The following is a 19,050-nucleotide window of genomic DNA, read 5'->3' on the forward strand; positions in this document are numbered from 1 at the left end:
GGCTCTCCCTCCCTTTCCTATTCCCCTCGCCCTTGCAGCCGTAGGGGTTTGTGATTCAACTCTCACCATCATAGGATATCCGACGTCCGGTCGGGAACCGGGCCGGGGGAGTCCCTGCACGCTTGACCTCCTGTGTGAGCCACCTTACAGTGGAATGACCTAGGACATCCCACATCCGATATTCGACATTCGAGGGTCGCACTCCTCGAGCATCCAACATGAAATGGTGAGGCACGATGAAGAACCCCATCGCGAACCTGCCGCTGGCCGATGACGCCAGCCGCCGGTCCTTCCTCAAGCTCAGCGGCGTGCTGGGCGCCGCCGCGGCGATCTCTGCGTCGGTCGCGGCGTGCTCGCCGGTGAGCCAGACGTCCAGCAGCGGCTCGACGGGGAGCGCCTCGGCGGACCCCACCAAGGAACTCGTTGCCGGCATCTCGTTCGCGCTCTCCTCGGGCTTCGACCCCGGTACCGCTTCCGGGGCGACCCCGGTGGCCGCGAACAACCACATCTTCGAGGGCCTGGTCGACCTCCATCCGGCCACCCGGAAGCCGTACCTGGCCCTGGCCGCCTCGGACCCGAAGAAGGTCAGCGACACCTCGTGGGAGGTCGAGCTCAAGCAGGGCGCCACCTTCCACGACGGCTCGCCGGTCACCGTGGACGACGTGGTGTGGTCCTTCAAGCGCATCCTCGACCCGGCGCTCAAGTCGCTCTTCGCGGGCTTCCTCCCCTTCCTCAAGGACGTGGCCAAGAAGGACGACAAGACGGTCGCCTTCACACTGAAGACCCCCTTCGCCGAGTTCGCCCAGCGCATCGCGGTCGTCAAGGTCGTGCCGAAGGCCCTCACCGACACCGCGGCCAAGGCCAAGGCGTTCGACGCCAAGCCGGTCGGCTCCGGCCCGTACAAGTTCGTCTCGGCCGCGGCGAACGACAAGATCGTCTTCGCGAAGTTCGACGGCTACAAGGGCCAGTACCCGGCCCGGGCCAACTCCATGACGTGGCTGCTCATCTCCGACGGCACCGCCCGGGTGAACTCGATCCCCTCGCGCACGCAGGCCATCGAGGACGTGCCCTACCTCGACATCGACTCGCTCAAGAGCCGCGCCACCGTGCAGGCAGTGCAGTCCTTCGGCCAGCTGTTCCTCATGTTCAACTGCGCCAAGGCGCCGTTCTCGGACAAGCGCGTCCGCCAGGCGCTGCACTATGCACTCGACACGGACAGCATCATCAAGAAGGCCCTCCTCGGCAACGCGAAGGCGGCGACCTCCTACTTCCAGGAGGGCCATCCGGACTACACGAAGGCCTCGACCCAGTACACCTACGACCCGGGCAAGGCCAAGCAGCTCCTACAGGAGGCCGGCGTCTCCGACCTCTCCCTGCGCGTGACCTCGACCCAGAACTCCTGGATCGACCCGATCATGCCGCTCGTGAAGGAGAACTGGGACGCGGTCGGCGTCAAGACCACCCTCGACATCGCCCCCACCGCCACGGTCTACAGTGCCCAGCGGGCCGACGGCGGCGACTACGACGTGGTGTGCGCCTCCGGCGACCCGAGCGTCTTCGGCAACGACGGGGACCTGCTGCTGAGCTGGTTCTACCGCCCCGGAACCTGGATGAAGACCCGCGCCCGCTGGGCTGGCGCACCGGAGTTCGCCCAGATCCAGACGCTCCTGGACCAGGCTGCCCAGTCCGACGCCGCCAAGGCCAAGGGCCTCCACGCCCAGGTGGTCGACATCATCGCCGAGCAGGCCCCGCTCTACTCGGTCTTCCACCGCCAGCTGCCCACCGCGTGGGACGAGAAGCAGCTGCTCGACTTCCAGCCGCTCCCGACCACCGGTGTCTCCTTCATCGGCGTCGGCCACAAGTAGCCGAGCACACGCCGCGCGGACGACGGCGGGGCCCCCTCCGCCGTCGCCCGTCCCCCTTCTAGATCCGGAGCCTGAGAAACCGTGAGTACCCTGATGCGACTGCTGGGCCGGCGCCTCGCCGTCCTGCCGTTCATGCTGCTGGGGGTCACCATCCTGGTGTTCCTCGTGCTGCAGGTCGCCCCGGGCGACCGTGCCACCTTCGTCCTCGGACCCGACGCGAGCGAGGCCGCGAAGGCAGCCTGGCGCCACGACCACGGGCTGGACCAGCCCCTGGCAGTCCAGTTCTTCGCCTACCTCGCCAAGCTCGTGACCGGCAACTTCGGCGTCACGAACCCGCCGGAGGAGCCGGTCGGCGCGAAGATCGCCGCGGCCTTCCCCATCACCCTCGAGCTGACCTTCCTCGGCGTCCTCATCGCCGTCGCGCTCGCCCTCGTCCTCGGCATCCTCGGCGCCCTCTACCGCGACCGCTGGCCGGACCAGCTCATCCGCATCTTCTCCATCGCCGCCATCGCGACCCCGTCCTTCTGGCTCGGCATCCTGCTCATCCAGTGGTTCGCGCTCCCGGCCGGCTCGCTGTTCCCCGTCGGCGGCCTCTCCTGGGCCGACCAGTACGGGTTCGTCGGCTGGCTCTACTCCATGGCCCTGCCCTCCCTCGCGCTGGGCCTGCCCGTGGCGGCCTCCCTCATCCGCGTCGTGCGCACCTCCATGGTCGAGGAACTGGACAAGGACTACGTCCGCACCGCCGTCGGCAACGGCGTGCCCTACCGAACCGTCGTGGCCAAGAACGTGCTCCGCAACGCCCTCGTCACCCCGGTGACCGTCCTGGGGCTGCGGATCGGCTACCTGCTCGGCGGCGCCATCGTGATCGAGGCGATCTTCGACCTGCACGGCATGGGCCAGCTCATCATCAACGGCCTCGCCGGCAAAGACGTCAACCTCGTCAGCGGCGGTGTGATCACGATCGCCGCGACCTTCGTCCTCGTCAACATCGCGGTCGACCTGCTGTACCTGCTCATCAACCCGCGGATCCGGACGGTCTGAGACATGAACACCCCACGCCCCGCAGTCCTCGGCCCGCGCGCCGGCCTCGCCGAGCGCCTCGCCACCCAGGGCGCCCGCTTCCGGGCGATGCCCCTGGGCTCCAAGATCTCCCTCGCCTTCCTGGCCTTCATCGTCCTCGTGGCAGTCTTCGGCCCTCTCCTCGCCCCCTACGGGGAGAACGAATCCTTCATCCCCAAGACTGCCCCGGACGCCGAGCACTTCTTCGGCACCGACCTCGGCGGCCGCGACGTCTTCACCCGGCTCCTCTACGGCGCCCGTGTCTCGATCGTCATCGGCCTCGGCGCCGTGGCCCTCGCCGTCGTCCTCGGCGCCGTCCTCGGCGCGGTCGCGGCCACAAGCCGCAAGTGGGCCGACGAGACGGTCATGCGCGTCCTCGACGTCGTCATGGCGTTCCCCGGCGTCGCACTCGCCGCGGCACTCATGTTCGCCCTCTCCGCCGGCTCCCTGAGCCTGTTCGGCTCGACCGTGCCCGTGATCATCCTCTCGATCGCCATCGTCTACTCCCCGCAGCTGGCCCGCGTGGTCCGCGCCAACGTCCTGGCCCAGTACGGGGAGGACTACGTGCGCGCCGAACGCGTGATCGGTGCCGGCCGGTTCTACATCCTCACCAGGCACATCGTCCGGAACACCGCCGCCCCCGTGCTCGTCTTCGCCACCGTCATGGTCGCCGACGCGATCATCCTCGAGGCCTCGCTCTCCTTCCTCGGCGCCGGCGTACAGCAGCCCGCCGCCTCGTGGGGCAACGTCATGAGCGACGGCCGGCAGCTCGTCTTCGCCGGCGGCTGGTGGCCCACCACGTTCGGCGGCATCACGATCCTGCTCACCGTCCTCGCACTGAACATCCTCGCCGAGGGCCTCACCGACGCGATGGTGAACCCGCGCCTGCGCCGCGCTGCGCGGGTGAAGGACGACGACGGCTCGGCGGCCGCCGTCGCCGGCGCGGCCGTCGAGGGGCTCACCGCCGGGATCCCGGCGGCACCCGGAGCGGCAGGCGAGCTCGGCACGGGGGCGATCGACGCCGTCGGACGCCTCGATGCCGACCCGAGCGCCCTGCTGGACCTCGAGCTGGTCAAGCTCGCCGAGGCCGAGGCGCGCCGCACCGACCGGCTCCCCCAGGTCGCCCCGGACGCGAAGACCGTCCTGACGGTCGAGGACCTCTCCATCCGCTTCCCCTCCCGCTATGGCGACGTCCCCCTCGTCGACGGAATCTCGTTCACGGTCCGCGAGGGCGAGACGATGGCGCTCGTGGGCGAGTCCGGCTGCGGCAAGTCCATCACCTCCCTCGCCGTCATGGGCCTGCAGGCACCCACGGCCGTGCTCTCAGGCTCGATCCGGTTCGAGGGCAGGGAGCTGCTGACCAACAGCCCCAAGGAGCGCACCAGGCGCTACGAGGGCCTCCGCGGCGAGCAGATCGCCATGATCTACCAGGACTCCCTCAGCGCCCTGAACCCGTCCATGCTGATCAAGGACCAGCTCGAGCAGCTCACGCGCCGCAACGGCCGCAAGACCCCGCGCGAGCTCCTCGAACTCGTCAGGCTCGACCCGGACCGCACGCTGCGCTCCTACCCGCACGAGCTCTCCGGCGGCCAGCGGCAGCGTGTCGTGATCGCCATGGCCCTCTCCCGCTCCCCCAAGATCGTGGTCGCGGACGAGCCCACCACGGCCCTGGACGTCACCGTGCAGAAGCAGGTCATCGAGCTGCTCAACGAGCTGCGCGAGCAGCTCGGCTTCGCCATGGTCTTCGTCAGCCACGACCTCGCCCTCGTCGCCGAGCTCGCCCACCGCGTCACGGTCATGTACGCCGGCCAGGTGGTCGAGACCGCCCGGACCTCCGACCTGCTGCGCAACCCGCGGCACGAGTACACCCGCGGCCTGCTCGGCTCCGTGCTCTCCATCGAGGCCGATGCCCCCCGGCTGCACCAGATCCGGGGCACCGTCCCCTCGCCCCGCGACTTCGCCACCGGCGACCGCTTCGCCGAGCGGTCCCTGCGCCCGGGTGCCGACCCCCGCCAACGCCTGGCATTCGTGCCGGTCGAGGGCGAGCCCGAGCACTACTGGGCCAGCCACGAGGCCCCGGCCCGTACCAACGATCTCGTCACGGAGGCCGCCCAGTGACCCAGGCCCAGCCCAGCACCCCGGTCCTCGAGCTCAGAGACCTCAGGGTCCACCACCGCGCCCGCGGCGGTTCCCTGTTCCGGCCCACCATCGTCAAGGCGGTCGACGGCGTCGACTTCTCCGTGCGCCGCGGCGAGACCGTGGGCATCGTGGGCGAGTCCGGCTCCGGCAAGTCCACCCTCGCCAACGTCCTCGTCGGCCTCCAGGAGCCCACCGCTGGCACGTTCCTGTTCCGGGGGAAGCCGGTCAAGCGGCTCGACGGCCGGCTGCGGCGCGAGTTCGGGCGGACCGTCTCGGTCGTGTTCCAGGATCCCGCCACCGCGCTGAACCCGCGCATGACGATCCAGGACATCCTCCTCGACCCGCTCGTGGTCCACGGGATCGGCACCGAGGCGACCCGCCTGGCCCGGGTGAAGGAACTGCTCTCCCTGGTCGGCCTGCCCCAGTCCGCGGCAGAGGTCACGCCCTCGAACCTCTCGGGGGGCCAGCGGCAGCGCGTCGCGATCGCCCGGGCCCTCGCCCTCGACCCGGAGATCATCATCGCGGACGAGCCCACGAGCGCGCTCGACGTCTCCGTCCGCGCCCAGGTGCTCAACCTCCTCAACGACCTCAAGCGGCAGCTCGGGCTCGGCATGGTGTTCATCAGCCACGACATCCAGACCGTCCGGTACGTCTCGGACCGCATCTGCGTGGTCTACCGGGGACAGATCGTCGAGGAAGGCACCGCCGCCGAGGTCTTCGACTCCCCCACCAACGACTACACGCGCAAGCTCCTCGGGGCCGCCCCGAGCCTGCTGCACGCGTCCTGAATTCCCCTACGCCCCACTCCTGCAGACCCACCCACCCTCCCGAGGAGATCCCTGTGCCCGCCACCTTCCACGGCGTCATCCCGCCGGTCGTCACGCCCCGCCACCCGGACGGCAGCCTCGACGCCGACTCCCTGAAGAACGTCGTCAAGCACCTCGTCGACGGCGGGGTGACCGGCCTGTTCGTCCTCGGATCCTCCGGCGAGGTGCCCTACATGACCGACGCCGAGCGCGAGCTCGCCGTCCGCACGATCGCCGGGGCCAACGCCGGAGCCGTCCCCCTGGTGGTCGGGGCCAACGAGCAGACCACCAACCGGGTCATCGAGGAGGCCAAGAAAATGGTGGACCTGGGCGCCGACGCGCTAGTGGTCACCTCCATGTACTACGCGATCGGCAACGCCGCGGAGACCGAGGCGCACTTCCGCGCCATCCACGAGGCCGTCGCAACCCCGGTCTTCGCCTACGACGTCCCCGTGCGGACGCACTTCAAGCTGCCCGCCGACGTCCTCGTCCGGCTCGCCAAGGACGGCGTGATCGCCGGCGTCAAGGACTCCTCGGGCGACGACGTCTCCTTCCGCCAGCTGCTCCTCGCGACCCGCGGCCTGCCCGGGTTCTCCGTCTTCACCGGCCACGAAGTAGTCGTCGACGGGGCACTCCTGGGCGGCGCGGCCGGCGTGGTCCCCGGCCTCGGCAACGTTGACCCGACCGGCTACCGCCGCCTCTACGACCATGCCCAGGCCGGCGACTGGGCCGCCGCCGCCGCCGAGCAGGACCGCCTCGCCCGCGTCTTCGACATCGTCTACGCCCCGGGCGGCCGCGTCTCCGGCGGCGCCGCGGGCCTGGGCGCGTTCAAGACCGCCCTGCAGCTCATGGGCGTCATCGAGTCCAACACCATGAGCACGCCCATGCCCCCCCTCAACGAGGCCGAGGCGGACGCCATCCGCAGCATCCTCGTCGAGACCGGCCTGCTCTGAACCACCCCAGAATCCGATCCCCGCACATACTGATCCACGGCTCGAGGAGGGCAACGGCGTGAGGCACGCGATCGGCGTCGACCTCGGCGGCACCAAGACCGCCGCGGGACTCGTCACGGACGGCGGCGACCTGCTGTTCGCCGAGACCATCCCGACCCTTGACCGCGCCGGGGGCGAGGCGATCCTCGACGCCACCGCCGAGCTCGTCCGCGGTGTGCAGGGCCGCGCCGTCGCGGACGGACTGGAGGTCTCCGGCACCGGGGTGGGCTCCGCGGGCGTGATCGACGCCGTGCGCGGGGTCGTCGTCTCCGCGACGGACGCGATCCTGGGCTGGGCCGGCACCGACCTCGCCGGCGGCCTCGCCGCACGGACCGGGCTGCGCACCGCCGTCGTCAACGACGTCCACGCCCACGCCCTCGGCGAGGCCTGGCGCGGGGCCGCCGCAGCGACGTCGTCCTCGCTCCTCATCGCGTTCGGCACGGGAGTGGGCGGCAGCCTCGTCGTCGACGGCCGGCCGCTGCTCGGGCACCGCTGGGTGGGCGGCCACGTGGGGCACCTCGCCTCCCCCTACGCGCACGACGCCGCGGGCTCGCCCCTGCCATGCGTGTGCGGCTCCGCGGGGCACGTCGAGGCGATCGCCTCCGGCCCTGCCCTGCACGCCGAATACCTCCGACGCGGCGGCGATCCCGCCGCGCCGGACACCCGCGCCGTCGTCGCCCGCGCCCAGGACGGCGACCCCCTGGCCCGGACCGCCGTGGCCGTCGCGGCGCGGGCGGCCGGCCAGTGCGCGGGCGGGCTCGCCAACACCCTCGACCCCGAGGTGATCGTGGTCTCCGGCGGCCTCGCCGGCGCCGGCCCCCTGTGGTGGGACGCCATGGAGGACGCCTTCCGCGCCGAGCTCATGCCGCCCCTGGCCGGCATGCCGATCGTGCCGGCCGCCCTCGGCGGCGCCGCCGCACTCGTCGGCGCAGCGCGTCTGGCCCTCGCCCCCGCCACCCTCCCCTGCTGAAAGGCCCCCAGTGATCCTCACCCCCGGCGCCCTCGAAGCCCTGCGCGGCCGCCTCATCGTCTCGTGCCAGGCCTACCCCGGCGAGCCGCTGCGCGAGCCGCACATCACCGCTGCGATGGCCGCCTCCGTGGTCCGCGGCGGAGCCTCCGCCGTGCGCGTCCAGGGCATCGCGGACGTGCAGTTCACGCGCACCGCCGTGGAAGTGCCGGTGATCGGGCTCTGGAAGGACGGCCACGAGGGCGTATACATCACCCCCACCCTGCGGCATGCGCTGGCCGTCGCCGCCGCCGGTGCCCACGTCGTGGCCATCGACGGCACCCGCCGGGGCCGCCCGGACGGGCTGACCCTGGCCGAGACGGTCGCCGGGGTCCACGCCCAGTCCCACGCGCTCGTCATGGCAGACTGCGGCTCGCTCGACGACGCGTTTGCCGCCGCCGATGCCGGCGCCGACCTCATCGGGACCACCCTCGCCGGCTACACCGGCGAACGGCCCACGACCGACGGCCCCGACCTCGAGCTCATCGCCGCGGTCGCGGCGGCGGACCTCGGCCGCCCGCTCATCGCCGAGGGCCGACTCCACACACCGGCCCAGGCACGGGCCGCGCTCGACGCCGGGGCATTCGCAGTCGTCGTCGGCACCGCGATCACACACCCGACCACCGTCACAGGCTGGTTCGAGCGTGCACTGCGATAGACCGGCGCAGCCCGGGGACGACCCGATCACCCAGGCGGGAACGTTGGCCAACCCGACCCGGCCCAGCCCATCTGATGTTCGCCCAGCCACCACATCGGACCGTGCCGCGTCCGGTGCACAATCCGTCGGTATCCCGCTTATGGTCGGAGCCTATGCCGCGCTACCCGGAGATCGGAGCGATCAGGCCGAGTTCTATGCGGGTCTGGGCGCCCGCGGCCTGGCCACGGCCCTTGAAATCCCCGATACGCACGTCCTCGGCGTGCCCGACATTGACATGATGTGGCTGGCGGGCCAGCTGAGCGGACGGTTCACCGGATCAGCCGTCACGGCGATCCCCGGCACCATGAAGCGGCAGGCACGCACCCCCGGTTTCGGCCTCGCATCCCCGCACGAGTCCCTTCGACAGAGCGCCGTGAACTTCGTACGCGACCTTCGGGGGGCAGCCGAGGAACTCAACCAGATCACCGGGGAACAGAGCGTCTCAGTGCTCGAGATCCACTCCGCTCCCGGCGGGAACGGCACCGTTGAAGCCTTCTCCCGGTCCCTTGAAGACCTCTCGATCGGCCATTGGACCACGCGTCTGGTGATCGAGCACTGCGACGCAAGGAATCCCCGGTTCCCCGGGGAGAAGGGCTTCCTGCAGGCCCACGACGAGATGCGCCTTGCCCGAGAGTACGACGTCGGTTTCGCGGTCAACTGGGGCCGCTCGGCACTTGAGGGCCATGACCCGTCTTTTCCGCAGGCGCACATCCGGCATGCTGTCGCACAGGGTGTCCTGGAGGGCGTGATCTTCTCGGGGGCCGGAGACAGCGCCAGCGCGTACGGGGCCCCCTGGGCCGATGCTCACCTCCCCCTCCGGGAAGACGAGCCCACCTCGCTGATGGATGCTGCAGCAGTCGCCTCCTGCGTCCGAGAAGCCGGCATCCAAATCCACTACCACGGCATCAAGGTGCAGGTCCCGGCCAACGCCAGTCTAGCCAGCCGACTCGGCATCATCGGGTCGGTCGCGGAAGCCATTCGAGCGAGCTGAGCCCCTCGGGCCGCTGGCGCACTTCGTGCTGAGGCTTGCTCATCTTGTAGTCCCCGAGCGGAGGCGGCCCAGTGCCTCGTCTCATTTCATTCACGAGTAGTGGTCTCGCATCAGCTTCGAGAGTCGGCGAATCCCGGTGTCAATGAGGGATTCTGGTATTGCGCCGAAGCCGACCCGGATATGGGTGCTGTGGACGTCTGGATCTGAGAAGTACATGTTGCCGGGGTCGATGAGGATCGAATGGCGCCGGGCTTCGACAGCAAGCGTCCTCGCATCCATGCCATTGGGGAGTCGGAGCCACAGGCCTGTCCCGCCTGGCGGCAGAACTTGACCGGGTGGGAAGTCGCGCCGGGCAGCGTGGCTGGCGATCTCCCAGCGCCTGGCGAGGGCGTTGCGGTACTGGCGCTGGGAGCGGGCGAAGTCTCCGCTTTCGAGCAGCAGTCCCACTGCGCGCTGGAGGTGGCCTGGCGGCTGGCGATGGGCGTACCGGCGCCGGTCACGCAGCGCTGCGATGAGGGCGCGAGGGCCCACCACGTAGCCGACACGGAGGCCCGGGGCGAGGACTTTGGAGAGGGTTCCGAGGTAGACCGTGCGGCCTCGCGGGTCCAGGCTGGCCATCGAGGGGCTGGGACGTCCCCGGTAGCGCAGCTCGGAGTCGTAGTCGTCCTCCACGATCAGGAAGTCCTGCTCCTCAGCCTGGTTGATCAGGCTCAGGCGCCGTTCGAGCGAGAGCGTCACGTTGGTGGGGTGCTGGTGGCTGGGGGTGACGAAGAGGAGCCGGGCGCCGTCGTAGTCCCCCTGCGGGATGACTCCGTTCTCGTCCACTGGCACGTCGACGATGCGGGCCCCGCTTCTGTTGAACACGTGCCTCGCATCGATGTAGCCGGGGTTCTCGACGGCGACCCTGTCGCCCCTCCGCACGGTGGTCTCGGCGATCAGCTGGAGGCCCTGCTGGCTGCCGAGGGTGATGAGCACGTTCTCGGGGTCCACGGTGAGCCCGCGGGTGGGGAGCAGCTGGGTGATGATGGCCTGGACCAGGCACTCGTCGTCTGCCAAAGTGTCGTCGAGACTTGCGTGGCGGTGTGGGGCTTCCAGGGCCCGTCGGAGCGCGCGAAGCCAGGCTTCCCTCGGGAAGAACGCGGGGTCATGCTGGCCGGTGACGAAGGGGTATCGGTAGGTGTACCAGAGGCGCTCGCGCTCAAGCTCGGGCCAGGGGGCTCGCGGCGAGTAGGTGACCCGCTCCCAGTCGACCCCTTCCTCCCACATGCGGCGGGCCGCCTCCGAGGTCATGTAGGGCTGCTGCGGCCCGGCCGCGGCCAGGGCGCCGCTGACGAAGACGCCCTTCCGGTCCTGGGTGACGAGGTACCCCTCGTCGATGAGCGCCATGTACGCGTTCTGGACGGTGGAGCGGGAGATCCCGAGGTCGGCCGCCAGCCTGCGGCTGGAAGGGACGCGCGTGCCGGCGGCCCAGACGCCACGGGCCACGAACTGCTCGATCGTCCTGCGCACCCGGACCGTAAGGGTCTCCCCCACCGCAGGATCCCCGAGCGCAAAGCCGTGCCCCGCGTACTGGTCCTCGGCTCTTCCGCCAGCGGCACTTTTGCCCATGGGCACACTATGGCACACCCCTGCAAGCAATCTGGACTGCTCATTGAGCCCAAAACTGGATCTTGATGGGGCCAGTTTGGCGAGCCCATACTGCTCAAGAGCCATCCAACCCGCGTCAAAGGAGATGCAGTGTATCCACAGCTACGGAGCATCATCACGGGGCTGGTCCTGCCAGCAGCCCTGCTGGTCGTAGGCATCCTGGTCCTGGGCCCATCGCACGCGACCGTTCTGGGCATGCCGGCGGTCCTGGTGTTCATGTTCTGCATGTTCCCGCTCACCAGCGCCCTGATGGCGTACTCCTGGCATCGCTGGGACAGGCACGGGGACTACGAGGACGAGGCCAGTGAAGGAGCCCGGCCATGATCACCATCGTCACGTTCGCCCTCGTGCTCGTAGTGGCCGTCGCGATGGGGCTCTACTCCCGCCGAGGGGTGAAGACCACCGAGGACTTCCTCGTCGGCGGCCGCAGCTTCGGGGGCGTCCTCCTCTTCATCCTGGTGGTGGGCGAGGTCTACTCGATCGGGACGGTGATCGGCTTCCCTGGGGGCGTCTACGCCGAGGGGTCCTCGTTCGCCGTCTGGTTCATGGGCTACATCCTCCTCGGCTACCCCATCGGCTACTTCCTCCTGCCCCTGATGTTCAAGGCCGGGCGCAAGTACAACGCCGTCACCCTCCCCGACGTCCTGCGCGGCCACTTCAGCTCCCGGTCCCTGGAACTCACCGCCGCCCTCCTGTGCGTGGTCTTCCTCATCCCGTGGGCCCAGCTGCAGCTGACCGGCCTCACGGTTGCGCTGGACGGGCTCGGGCTCGGCTTCACACCCCTGGCCACGGTCCTCATCGGCGTCGCGATCGCCCTGGCCTTCGCCCTCCTGTCCGGAATCAAGGCCCCCGCCTACGTCAGCTTCATCAAGGACTTCGCGCTCATCTTCGCGATCCTCGTGGTGGCCGTCTTCGTCCTCGCCAAGGTGCCCTCGGTCCCGGCAATCATGGCCGCGGCGAATGAACACGTGGACCACGGGACCATCGCATACGGCAAGGGCATGACGCACACGATGTCGACGCTGCTCTTCCAGGCCATCGGCTTCTACATGTTCCCCTTCATCATCCAGGCCGTGATGAGCTCCAAGTCGGCCCGAGTGATCCGCAAGACGCAGATCGGCATGCCCCTGTACATGCTCATGTACCCCTTCCTCATCGTCGCCGCCTTCTACGCCATCTCGGCGGTTCCCGGCCTCAAGGGCGCCCAGACCAACCTCGCCTTCATCGAGGTCACCCGCCAGCTCCTCCCCGACTGGCTCGTGGGCGTCATCGCCGGCGGCGCAGCCCTGTGCGCCATCGTGGTCCTGGCCGCATCGTCGCTCTGCATCGGGACCCTGATCTCCCGCAACGTCCTGGTGGGCGTCAGCGAGAAGTCCCAGAAGTCCTACGTCCGCATCATCATCGCCCTCTACCTGCTGGTCTCGATTGTCCTCACCCTGGTCTTCCCCAACCTCATGGGAGCACTCATCAACACCTCCTACTACGGCTTCACCCAGCTCGCGGTCCCCGTAGCCGTCCTCATCATCGGAGGCCGGACCCGCCCTGCAGTCCTCGCCGCCGGCCTCGTCGCCGGCGTGGCCACCGCCCTCGCCCTCTACCTGGCGAACGCGGACCTCGACGGACTGAGCATCGGAGTCCCTGCCCTGGCAGCCAACATCGCCGTCGTGGTCTGCGGCCGCCTCCTCTGGCCCTCGGCCGTCCCCACCGCCGGGATCTGGAGGCGACGCGGCAGGCCCCTGACTGAGCCGGCCGAGCCCACGAGCGCCGTCCTCGCTGTCGCAGCAGAGGGCAAGGAAGGGAAGTAATGAACAACGACGCGACCATCCTCGTCAACGGCATCATCAGGACCGACGCCCAGTCGGACCCCGTCGAAGCCCTAGGCATCGTCGGCGGCCGCGTTGCCGCCGCAGGCACGGCCACCGAAGTCGATCAGGCCCTCGGCCCGGCGGCATTGACGGACCTGGGAGGGGCCGCCGTCATCCCCGGCCTCGTCGAGTCCCACGTCCACCCGATCTTCTTCGGCCTCACCCGGAACTGGGCCGACTGCCGCAGCCCCGAGAACAGCTCGATCGAGGACATCCTGCAGCAGCTGCGGACCCATGCAGCAACTCTGCCCCAGGGAGCCTGGCTCAGAGGCTGGGGCTACGACGACACCCTGCTGCGCGAGCAGCGCCACCTCACACGGGACGACCTGGACTGCGTCAGCACCGACCTGCCCATCGCCGTATCCCACATCTCAGGGCACTTCCTCGCCGCGAACTCCAAGGCACTGGAACTGTCAGGGATCACCGAGCAGAGCCCCGACCCCGCGGAAGGCAGGTTCGAACGCGACGCAGGTGGGAAGCTGTCCGGCCTCATGTGGGAGATCGGCGCCGTCAACACCGTGCTCGGCGCCATCCCCGACCCATCCGAGGTCGACCTCGAGGAGGCTGCCAAGTACGCGATGGGTCACGCGGTCTCCCGCGGGATGACTGCGATCCACGACCTCGGGATCGGCCTCATGGCAGGGCTCGCCGAACTCGACACCTGGGAGAAGCTCGCCCGGAACAGCCAGGTCCCGCTGCGCGTCGCCGGCTACCTGCGCGGGGACCTCCTCGACCGATTCCTGAATGAGCGCGGCGGCCGGTTCAATGCCCCAGTGGGAAACTTCGAACTCCGCGGTGCCAAATACTGGTCCGACGGCTCGATCCAGGGGATGTCGGCTGCACTCCTGCAGCCCTACTCCTGTGCGGAGCAGTCCTGCGGCGACCTCCTCTTCGACCGCACTGCCCTCACCGAACTCGTCCAGCGCGTCGACCGCGCCGGGGGCCAGTGCGCCGTCCACGCCAACGGCGACCGCGCGATCCAGACCGTTATCGAGGCGTTCCAGGACACCGCAGCAGCAGGCGGACGGCGCGATGGCCGCCACCGCGTCGAGCACCTGCAGATGGCATCCGCCGTGCAGTTCAAGGAACTTGCCGCCATCGAGGCCGCAGGGTCGATCTTCGCCAATCACGTCTACTACTGGGGCGACAGACACCGCGACATATTCCTGGGCGGCGAACGCGCCGCACGGATCGACCCGCTCGCCGACGCGGTCCGCGAGGGCCTGCACTTCGGCCTCCACTCCGACTGCCCCATCACACCCATGGACCCCCTCAGGACCCTCTGGACAGCAGTCACCCGGCGGACCAGCAGCGGCGAGACCCTCGGCCCCGACCAACGGCTCACCCCCAGCCAGGCCCTCCACGCGCTCACCGCAGACAGCGCCTGGCTCGTCCACGCAGAATCACGGCGCGGAACACTGCACAAGGGCATGGATGCCGACCTCACCGTCCTCGACACCGACCTGCTCACAGCCCCCGAGCAGGACCTGGAGAACGTCGGCATCAAGGGGACGATGGTCGCAGGCGGCTGGGTCTACGGCTACGAGGCCTGACGAGGGCCCCAGAAGGTCCGGGATGAGGAAGGGCGTCGGTCCCTTCCGTTGCCCCCGGGCGGAGGACCGACGCCCCCCACCATGGGCGTGGTCGGCCCCGTCCCAGAGCAGGGACGTTGAGGCGGACATGCGCCGCAAGCCACGTCCCGCGCCAGCGTCCCGACAGGCTCGCCGCCCAGGGCGGGCATCGGCAGGGCCGTGTTCCCCGAGGGGTGCTCGTGCTCGCCGGGACCGTGTTCATGCTCCTGCGCCGGATGCTCGGCTAGGGGTCCTGCGCCCCGCCTGGACGGGCCCCCGCGGCCCGCGCGCCGCCTCCGGTGCGCAGATCAGCATCCCCCAGCGGCGTCGAGGCTCGGGGCGTCCTGCCCTGACAAGAGCACGATGTTCACATTCGAAGCGTCGTACTTGATATGGCCGGTCGAGTTGCCGGGGACGAAGGTCTGGAACTCGATGAGCGCATTGCCGCTGCCGCCGAGCGCTGCCGCCAGCGTGGGACTGTGCACCTCCTCCTCGTAGCACTCATCCGGTTCGTTGCTCGTCTGCTTTCCCTGCCAGAGGACGGCCGCGTCCTTCGGGAACTCCTTCATGACCAGGGCCTGGGCGATCGCCTGGGATAGATGGGCTGGCAGGCACATCGAGTAGAAGCTGGTGCCCTCCATCGCGTAATACTCATCGCCATTGGTGCTGCACCCGGCAGTGGAGAACCCGGGGTTGTAGGCACTCCCGGGCACCCTACTGGTGTCGGCCGTGTGGGTGCTGTCCCACTTCTCCTGAGTCGCTCCAAAGCCAGTCAGGTCACTCACAGGACCAGGTGCCGGTGCAGCGGTGGCCGGAGGGGCGGATGTCGTAGCGGTCGCTGCCGGGGTGCTCTCTGGGGCTTCGCTGACCGTGGAGCTGTTGGAGTCCGCCGACGGGCCAGGGCTATCCACACCCACACAGCCAGCAACTGTCGCTGCCAGAAGGACGGCTGCAAGCACTAGCGAGGCGCCCCGGGCCACCAACCTCATCCTGCTGGGCGCCTTTCGCCTGTCGGCTCCGTTCATGATGCTGCTCCCCCCGTAGCCGTGGACCACTCGTTTCTGTGGCACCCTCACTAGCTACTTTCGACCGGTGTGATCGCGGGCTCAAGCCCTCGTCATGAACCGCCGGACACAGCATTCAGGACAGGCCCTCGAACCTGGAGCTCGGCTCCACAAAGGCAATCCGACTGGCCCGACCTGGCCTCACCGCCCCCGCCCATCCTGTCCCGAGGCCGCCGCCTCGACGGTCGCGTAGCGGCGCAGCTCCGACCGGGGGCTGGCCGCCGCTATGAGGGCCCGCACGTGGTACCGGACGCGGGCGAGCCGGAACATTCCCGCTGCCCAGACCAGTCTGGCGATCGCTGTCGGCCCCCACGCCCGCCCGTGCTCCTCCATACCGTCGCCGATGGCGTCCTCGACCCTGTCGCGCTGGGACCGGGTCTCGAACCGACCGCGCCGGGCCGGCCGCCCGCGCTCGGGCAAGGACTGCCCCGAATGGGCCGTCGGCGGCTGCAACGCGTACGTCGCCAGCGAGCACAAGCACCCCGCCAGGGGTCAGTGGGTGTAGGGCCTCCAAGCATCCAAGACCGGCCCAGTCCGGTGGGTCGCGTCGACCGTTGCGGCCAACGGATGACTGCAAGCCCTGGAACTGGCCTTACCTGCGCCCACGCAGTTGCCCACAAAGTCAGTGCTTCCTGCATCGCCGATCGCATCGCGCGTCCGCTGCACCAGCGCCGCCACCTCGGCCGGCGGTGCCGGCAGCGCGTCGAACCCCTTAATAATCGCCTCCATGGCTGAGGCCACCGAAGCGGTCACACCCACGCACCGTTCGCGCTCGTCGGTGCGTTCCTCATGGAAGACGGCCAGTCCGCAGTTCATCTGGTCAATCGAGCTAAATTCACGGATCGCTGCCTCGTGCTCGGCAATCAGCGACGCGAACTGCTGTGCGGTCGCCGCCTGCGTCGGAGTCGGTGACGGCGATGTGCTCGGTGGTGGTGGGCTGACCGCGGGCTGCGCTTGCGCAGAGCACCCCGATAGGACGAACAGGACAACGACGGCGCGAGCGATCAGAGATTTCCCCATGCGCCGGAGCCTCGCAGCTACCCGTGTCCCCGGATAGGGCCCGAGGTCCCAGGACACAGATGCGGAGGGACCCCTGCAGGACCTCGGCCTCGACGGCGCCTGGCTCGCCGCCCGCATCGAGGAGTCCCCCATCCTCCTCGACGTCACCGACGGCATGCCCAAGTTCGAACGCACCGTCCCCCGCACCAGCACCGAGCAGTTCGCCGTCCTCCTGTTCGACCCCGCCGACGGCACCCGCTCCATCGCCGAAGTCCAGACCGGGACCGCAGGCACCGACCAGCTCGCCCGCGCCCTCGACCTGTGGGAGACCGAGCGCACCCGCCTTCCCGTGGGCCATCGGGTCGTTGTCGCCGCCGAGCGCATCCTCGTCAACGTCGCCCACGCCGCGGCCCTCGCCCAGGCGACCGCACCCGTCGAGCTCCTCGAGCTGCACGCCGAGCGGACCGGCAACATCGTCACCGTCCACGACGAACCCGTCGCCCTCCCCGGCCCGGACGACCCCATCGCCCCCGGCCCCTGACCCGTGCGGCAGGCGGGTGTTCAGCCGGCGCACATATGATGCGCGCGTGAACACCGGAACCCCCGAGCACTCCCCGCTGGATGACTCCTTCGCCCTCGCCGGCGCCTGGCTCGCCGCCCGCATCGAGGAGGACCCCGCCAGGCTCGGCCTCGGCGACGGGACCCCGTCGTTCGAGCGGACCATCGTCCACGAACGCCCCGACCAGTTCGCCGCCATCTTCTTCAACTCGGCCACCGGTGTCCGGCACATCGTCGAGGTCCAGCTCGGCACCGCCGACAGGGTCCAGGTGGACCGTGCCCTCCGCCACCTCGAGCAGGAGCAGGGCCGCCTGCCACTCATCCCGCACCGCGGCGCGATCGCCGCCGAGCGCATCCCCGAGGACGTCCTCGCCGCCGCCAGGTACGGCGAACCCGCGCTCGAAGTGGTCGAGCTGCGGGTCGAGCCGTCCGGTGAGCTCGCCACCGTCCACGGCCATGTCGTCCGCTCCCAGCCGGCCGACCCCGAGCAGCCTGAGCCGGGTACCGCCCCGGCCGGGCGGTAGCCCCCACCCCTGCAGACTTCCATGCCCGCTGCCGACCACGGGGAGGCGCGGGCCGGGCGATAGCCCCAGACGATGGCGGGGTCGTGTGGGCTGGGGCGGGGTGGCCATATTAAGAAGGGCTCGGTCGCTTCGCGACCTCGCCCGCAGGGCGAGGGGCATCCCGTCCCCGTCGTGTCCCTCGCAGTGTTCCCCGTGTTCCGCTCCTGCGTCGCGTTCACCGTCACGTTCCCCCGCGTGGGCCGCTGCGCGGCCCCGCCGGCGCGGTGCGGCGCCCGTCCCGCGCAGCGGGGCGGGTGGCGTGCACCCCCTGCGGGGGTGCTGCCGCGTCGCGGGCCTTGTTGTGGGTCTTGATGGGCGGCCTGCTGAGGCCGCGGTGTGCCACCCGTGGTGTCTCGCCTCGCCCCGCGCTTCGTCGGGCTGAGCCGCCGGTACGGCTTGCGGCCGGTCCGCGTTCCCATGACGGATGGGCGGTGCGCTGGGCTGTGGGACATCCCAGACCGGCTGCCCACTCCCAGCAACACTGCCGCAACCGGCGTGCCGTCCATTCGCGGAGCAGGCCGCATCTCGAGAAGGCCGTCCCCTCGGGCGGACACCTCGCCTGCCGTCGCGCGCTGAACCGAACCCGACCACACATCCCGATGGCTGTCCGCAGACCCGGTCTGATCCGGCGCCGAGCCGCACATCGATAAGGGACTTCATTGACTGGCGCGGAAGTCCCCGGCGGCACCTGGTTAGGCACTGGACTGCTGCACCGCACGTAGGCTGCCCACGACGCCCCGCCCTCCAGAGCCGACGGCACCTCGTCTCTCGGCAAGAGACCAATCGCCGGCGACAACCAGTTCCCAGCCCGGGCGGACTGCGGGCCGCCACGCTGTTCTTCCTCCGCGTGCTGCCGCCACTTCGATGGCCTGCCCTTGACGCACTCCCAGCGTACGACGGCCGCCCCGGGCCACTGCGGTATGCGCGGCACGGAGGCCCCCCAGTCACAGACCCAAAGGAGACACGGCGCTCTCGCCCCCGGTTCGTGGGCTTCTGGCGCTCCTCATTTGCGATCGACGATCCCTGGAACGCCTGAATCAGCGCCCTTTGCGCCCGAGGGAGCCCGGCCTACGCATGGCTAGAGGCATGAACATGCAGACCTCCTCCCGCCGTCACCGGCCCCGACTGGATGCGGTACATGCATCCCTCCTGCCGTCTGCCTGCCCGAACGATGAGCTCAGCACGCCGAACCGGGCAGACCCCTACTGGGACAGGCTCTGGGCCCCCG

General features: G+C 69.9%; 18 protein-coding genes. 14 read left to right on the top strand and 4 right to left on the bottom strand.

What is annotated here, in order from left to right:
• The first annotated feature begins 236 nt into the window (after positions 1-236).
• From ACYVKZ_RS05895 to ACYVKZ_RS05930, 8 genes are all read left to right on the top strand, one after another.
• Positions 237-1,865, top strand: coding sequence for an ABC transporter substrate-binding protein (locus ACYVKZ_RS05895; RefSeq protein ID WP_460991134.1), 1,629 nt, complete (start codon positions 237-239; stop codon positions 1,863-1,865).
• Positions 1,866-1,946: 81 nt separating this feature from the next.
• Positions 1,947-2,906: an ABC transporter permease gene (locus ACYVKZ_RS05900; protein WP_460991135.1), complete on the top strand. Its 960-nt coding sequence runs from the start codon at positions 1,947-1,949 to the stop codon at positions 2,904-2,906.
• A gap of 3 nt (positions 2,907-2,909) precedes the next feature.
• Positions 2,910-5,042, top strand: coding sequence for a dipeptide/oligopeptide/nickel ABC transporter permease/ATP-binding protein (locus ACYVKZ_RS05905; protein WP_460991136.1), 2,133 nt, complete (start codon positions 2,910-2,912; stop codon positions 5,040-5,042).
• Positions 5,039-5,851 (top strand): ATP-binding cassette domain-containing protein, encoded by an 813-nt coding sequence (locus ACYVKZ_RS05910; protein WP_460991137.1) that lies wholly within the window; start codon positions 5,039-5,041, stop codon positions 5,849-5,851. Before ACYVKZ_RS05905 ends, ACYVKZ_RS05910 begins: the two co-directional genes overlap by 4 nt.
• A 53-nt stretch (positions 5,852-5,904) precedes the next feature.
• The gene (locus ACYVKZ_RS05915) at positions 5,905-6,822 is read left to right on the top strand and encodes a dihydrodipicolinate synthase family protein (protein WP_460991138.1); all 918 of its coding nucleotides are present in this window, start codon (positions 5,905-5,907) and stop codon (positions 6,820-6,822) included.
• 58 nt (positions 6,823-6,880) lie between these two features.
• Complete coding sequence (locus ACYVKZ_RS05920; RefSeq protein WP_460991139.1) at positions 6,881-7,831, top strand: ROK family protein; 951 nt, start codon at positions 6,881-6,883, stop codon at positions 7,829-7,831.
• Positions 7,832-7,841: 10 nt separating this feature from the next.
• The gene (locus ACYVKZ_RS05925; RefSeq protein ID WP_460991140.1) at positions 7,842-8,525 is read left to right on the top strand and encodes an N-acetylmannosamine-6-phosphate 2-epimerase; all 684 of its coding nucleotides are present in this window, start codon (positions 7,842-7,844) and stop codon (positions 8,523-8,525) included.
• Between the two features lie 139 nt (positions 8,526-8,664).
• Positions 8,665-9,555: a DUF4862 family protein gene (locus tag ACYVKZ_RS05930; RefSeq protein ID WP_460991141.1), complete on the top strand. Its 891-nt coding sequence runs from the start codon at positions 8,665-8,667 to the stop codon at positions 9,553-9,555.
• Positions 9,556-9,645: 90 nt separating this feature from the next.
• Here ACYVKZ_RS05930 and pdxR read toward each other — a convergent pair whose 3' ends face one another.
• Entirely contained in the window at positions 9,646-11,163 is a 1,518-nt protein-coding gene (gene pdxR, locus ACYVKZ_RS05935; RefSeq protein WP_460991142.1) for a MocR-like pyridoxine biosynthesis transcription factor PdxR, read from the bottom strand.
• A 129-nt stretch (positions 11,164-11,292) separates the two neighbouring features.
• On the opposite strand from pdxR, the gene ACYVKZ_RS05940 reads away from it, so the two are divergent.
• The 4 genes from ACYVKZ_RS05940 to ACYVKZ_RS05955 all read left to right on the top strand — a co-directional run bounded on the left by ACYVKZ_RS05940 (position 11,293) and on the right by ACYVKZ_RS05955 (position 14,886).
• Positions 11,293-11,526 carry a hypothetical protein gene (locus tag ACYVKZ_RS05940; protein ID WP_460991143.1) on the top strand — a complete coding sequence of 78 codons (234 nt, stop codon included), beginning with the start codon at positions 11,293-11,295 and terminating at the stop codon, positions 11,524-11,526.
• A complete protein-coding gene (locus tag ACYVKZ_RS05945; RefSeq protein ID WP_460991144.1) occupies positions 11,523-13,007 on the top strand; it encodes a sodium:solute symporter family protein in 1,485 nt (494 codons plus the stop codon). The genes ACYVKZ_RS05940 and ACYVKZ_RS05945 overlap by 4 nt, the downstream gene beginning before the upstream one ends.
• Positions 13,007-14,620 carry an amidohydrolase gene (locus ACYVKZ_RS05950; protein WP_460991145.1) on the top strand — a complete coding sequence of 538 codons (1,614 nt, stop codon included), beginning with the start codon at positions 13,007-13,009 and terminating at the stop codon, positions 14,618-14,620. The genes ACYVKZ_RS05945 and ACYVKZ_RS05950 overlap by 1 nt, the downstream gene beginning before the upstream one ends.
• A gap of 116 nt (positions 14,621-14,736) precedes the next feature.
• Positions 14,737-14,886 (top strand): hypothetical protein, encoded by a 150-nt coding sequence (locus ACYVKZ_RS05955; RefSeq protein WP_460991146.1) that lies wholly within the window; start codon positions 14,737-14,739, stop codon positions 14,884-14,886.
• A gap of 60 nt (positions 14,887-14,946) precedes the next feature.
• Here ACYVKZ_RS05955 and ACYVKZ_RS05960 read toward each other — a convergent pair whose 3' ends face one another.
• From ACYVKZ_RS05960 to ACYVKZ_RS05970, 3 genes are all read right to left on the bottom strand, one after another.
• Complete coding sequence (locus ACYVKZ_RS05960; protein ID WP_460991147.1) at positions 14,947-15,279, bottom strand: hypothetical protein; 333 nt, start codon at positions 15,277-15,279, stop codon at positions 14,947-14,949.
• A gap of 564 nt (positions 15,280-15,843) precedes the next feature.
• Entirely contained in the window at positions 15,844-16,122 is a 279-nt protein-coding gene (locus ACYVKZ_RS05965) for a hypothetical protein (RefSeq protein WP_460991148.1), read from the bottom strand.
• Between the two features lie 72 nt (positions 16,123-16,194).
• Complete coding sequence (locus tag ACYVKZ_RS05970) at positions 16,195-16,722, bottom strand: hypothetical protein (protein ID WP_460991149.1); 528 nt, start codon at positions 16,720-16,722, stop codon at positions 16,195-16,197.
• A gap of 154 nt (positions 16,723-16,876) precedes the next feature.
• Between ACYVKZ_RS05970 and ACYVKZ_RS05975 the strand changes: the two genes are divergently transcribed.
• Both ACYVKZ_RS05975 and ACYVKZ_RS05980 read left to right on the top strand, forming a co-directional pair.
• Positions 16,877-17,242, top strand: coding sequence for a hypothetical protein (locus ACYVKZ_RS05975; protein ID WP_460991150.1), 366 nt, complete (start codon positions 16,877-16,879; stop codon positions 17,240-17,242).
• A gap of 46 nt (positions 17,243-17,288) precedes the next feature.
• Complete coding sequence (locus ACYVKZ_RS05980; RefSeq protein ID WP_460991151.1) at positions 17,289-17,783, top strand: hypothetical protein; 495 nt, start codon at positions 17,289-17,291, stop codon at positions 17,781-17,783.
• Positions 17,784-19,050: the final 1,267 nt, after the last annotated feature.

The sequence above is a fragment of the Sinomonas soli genome (genome assembly GCF_054782415.1).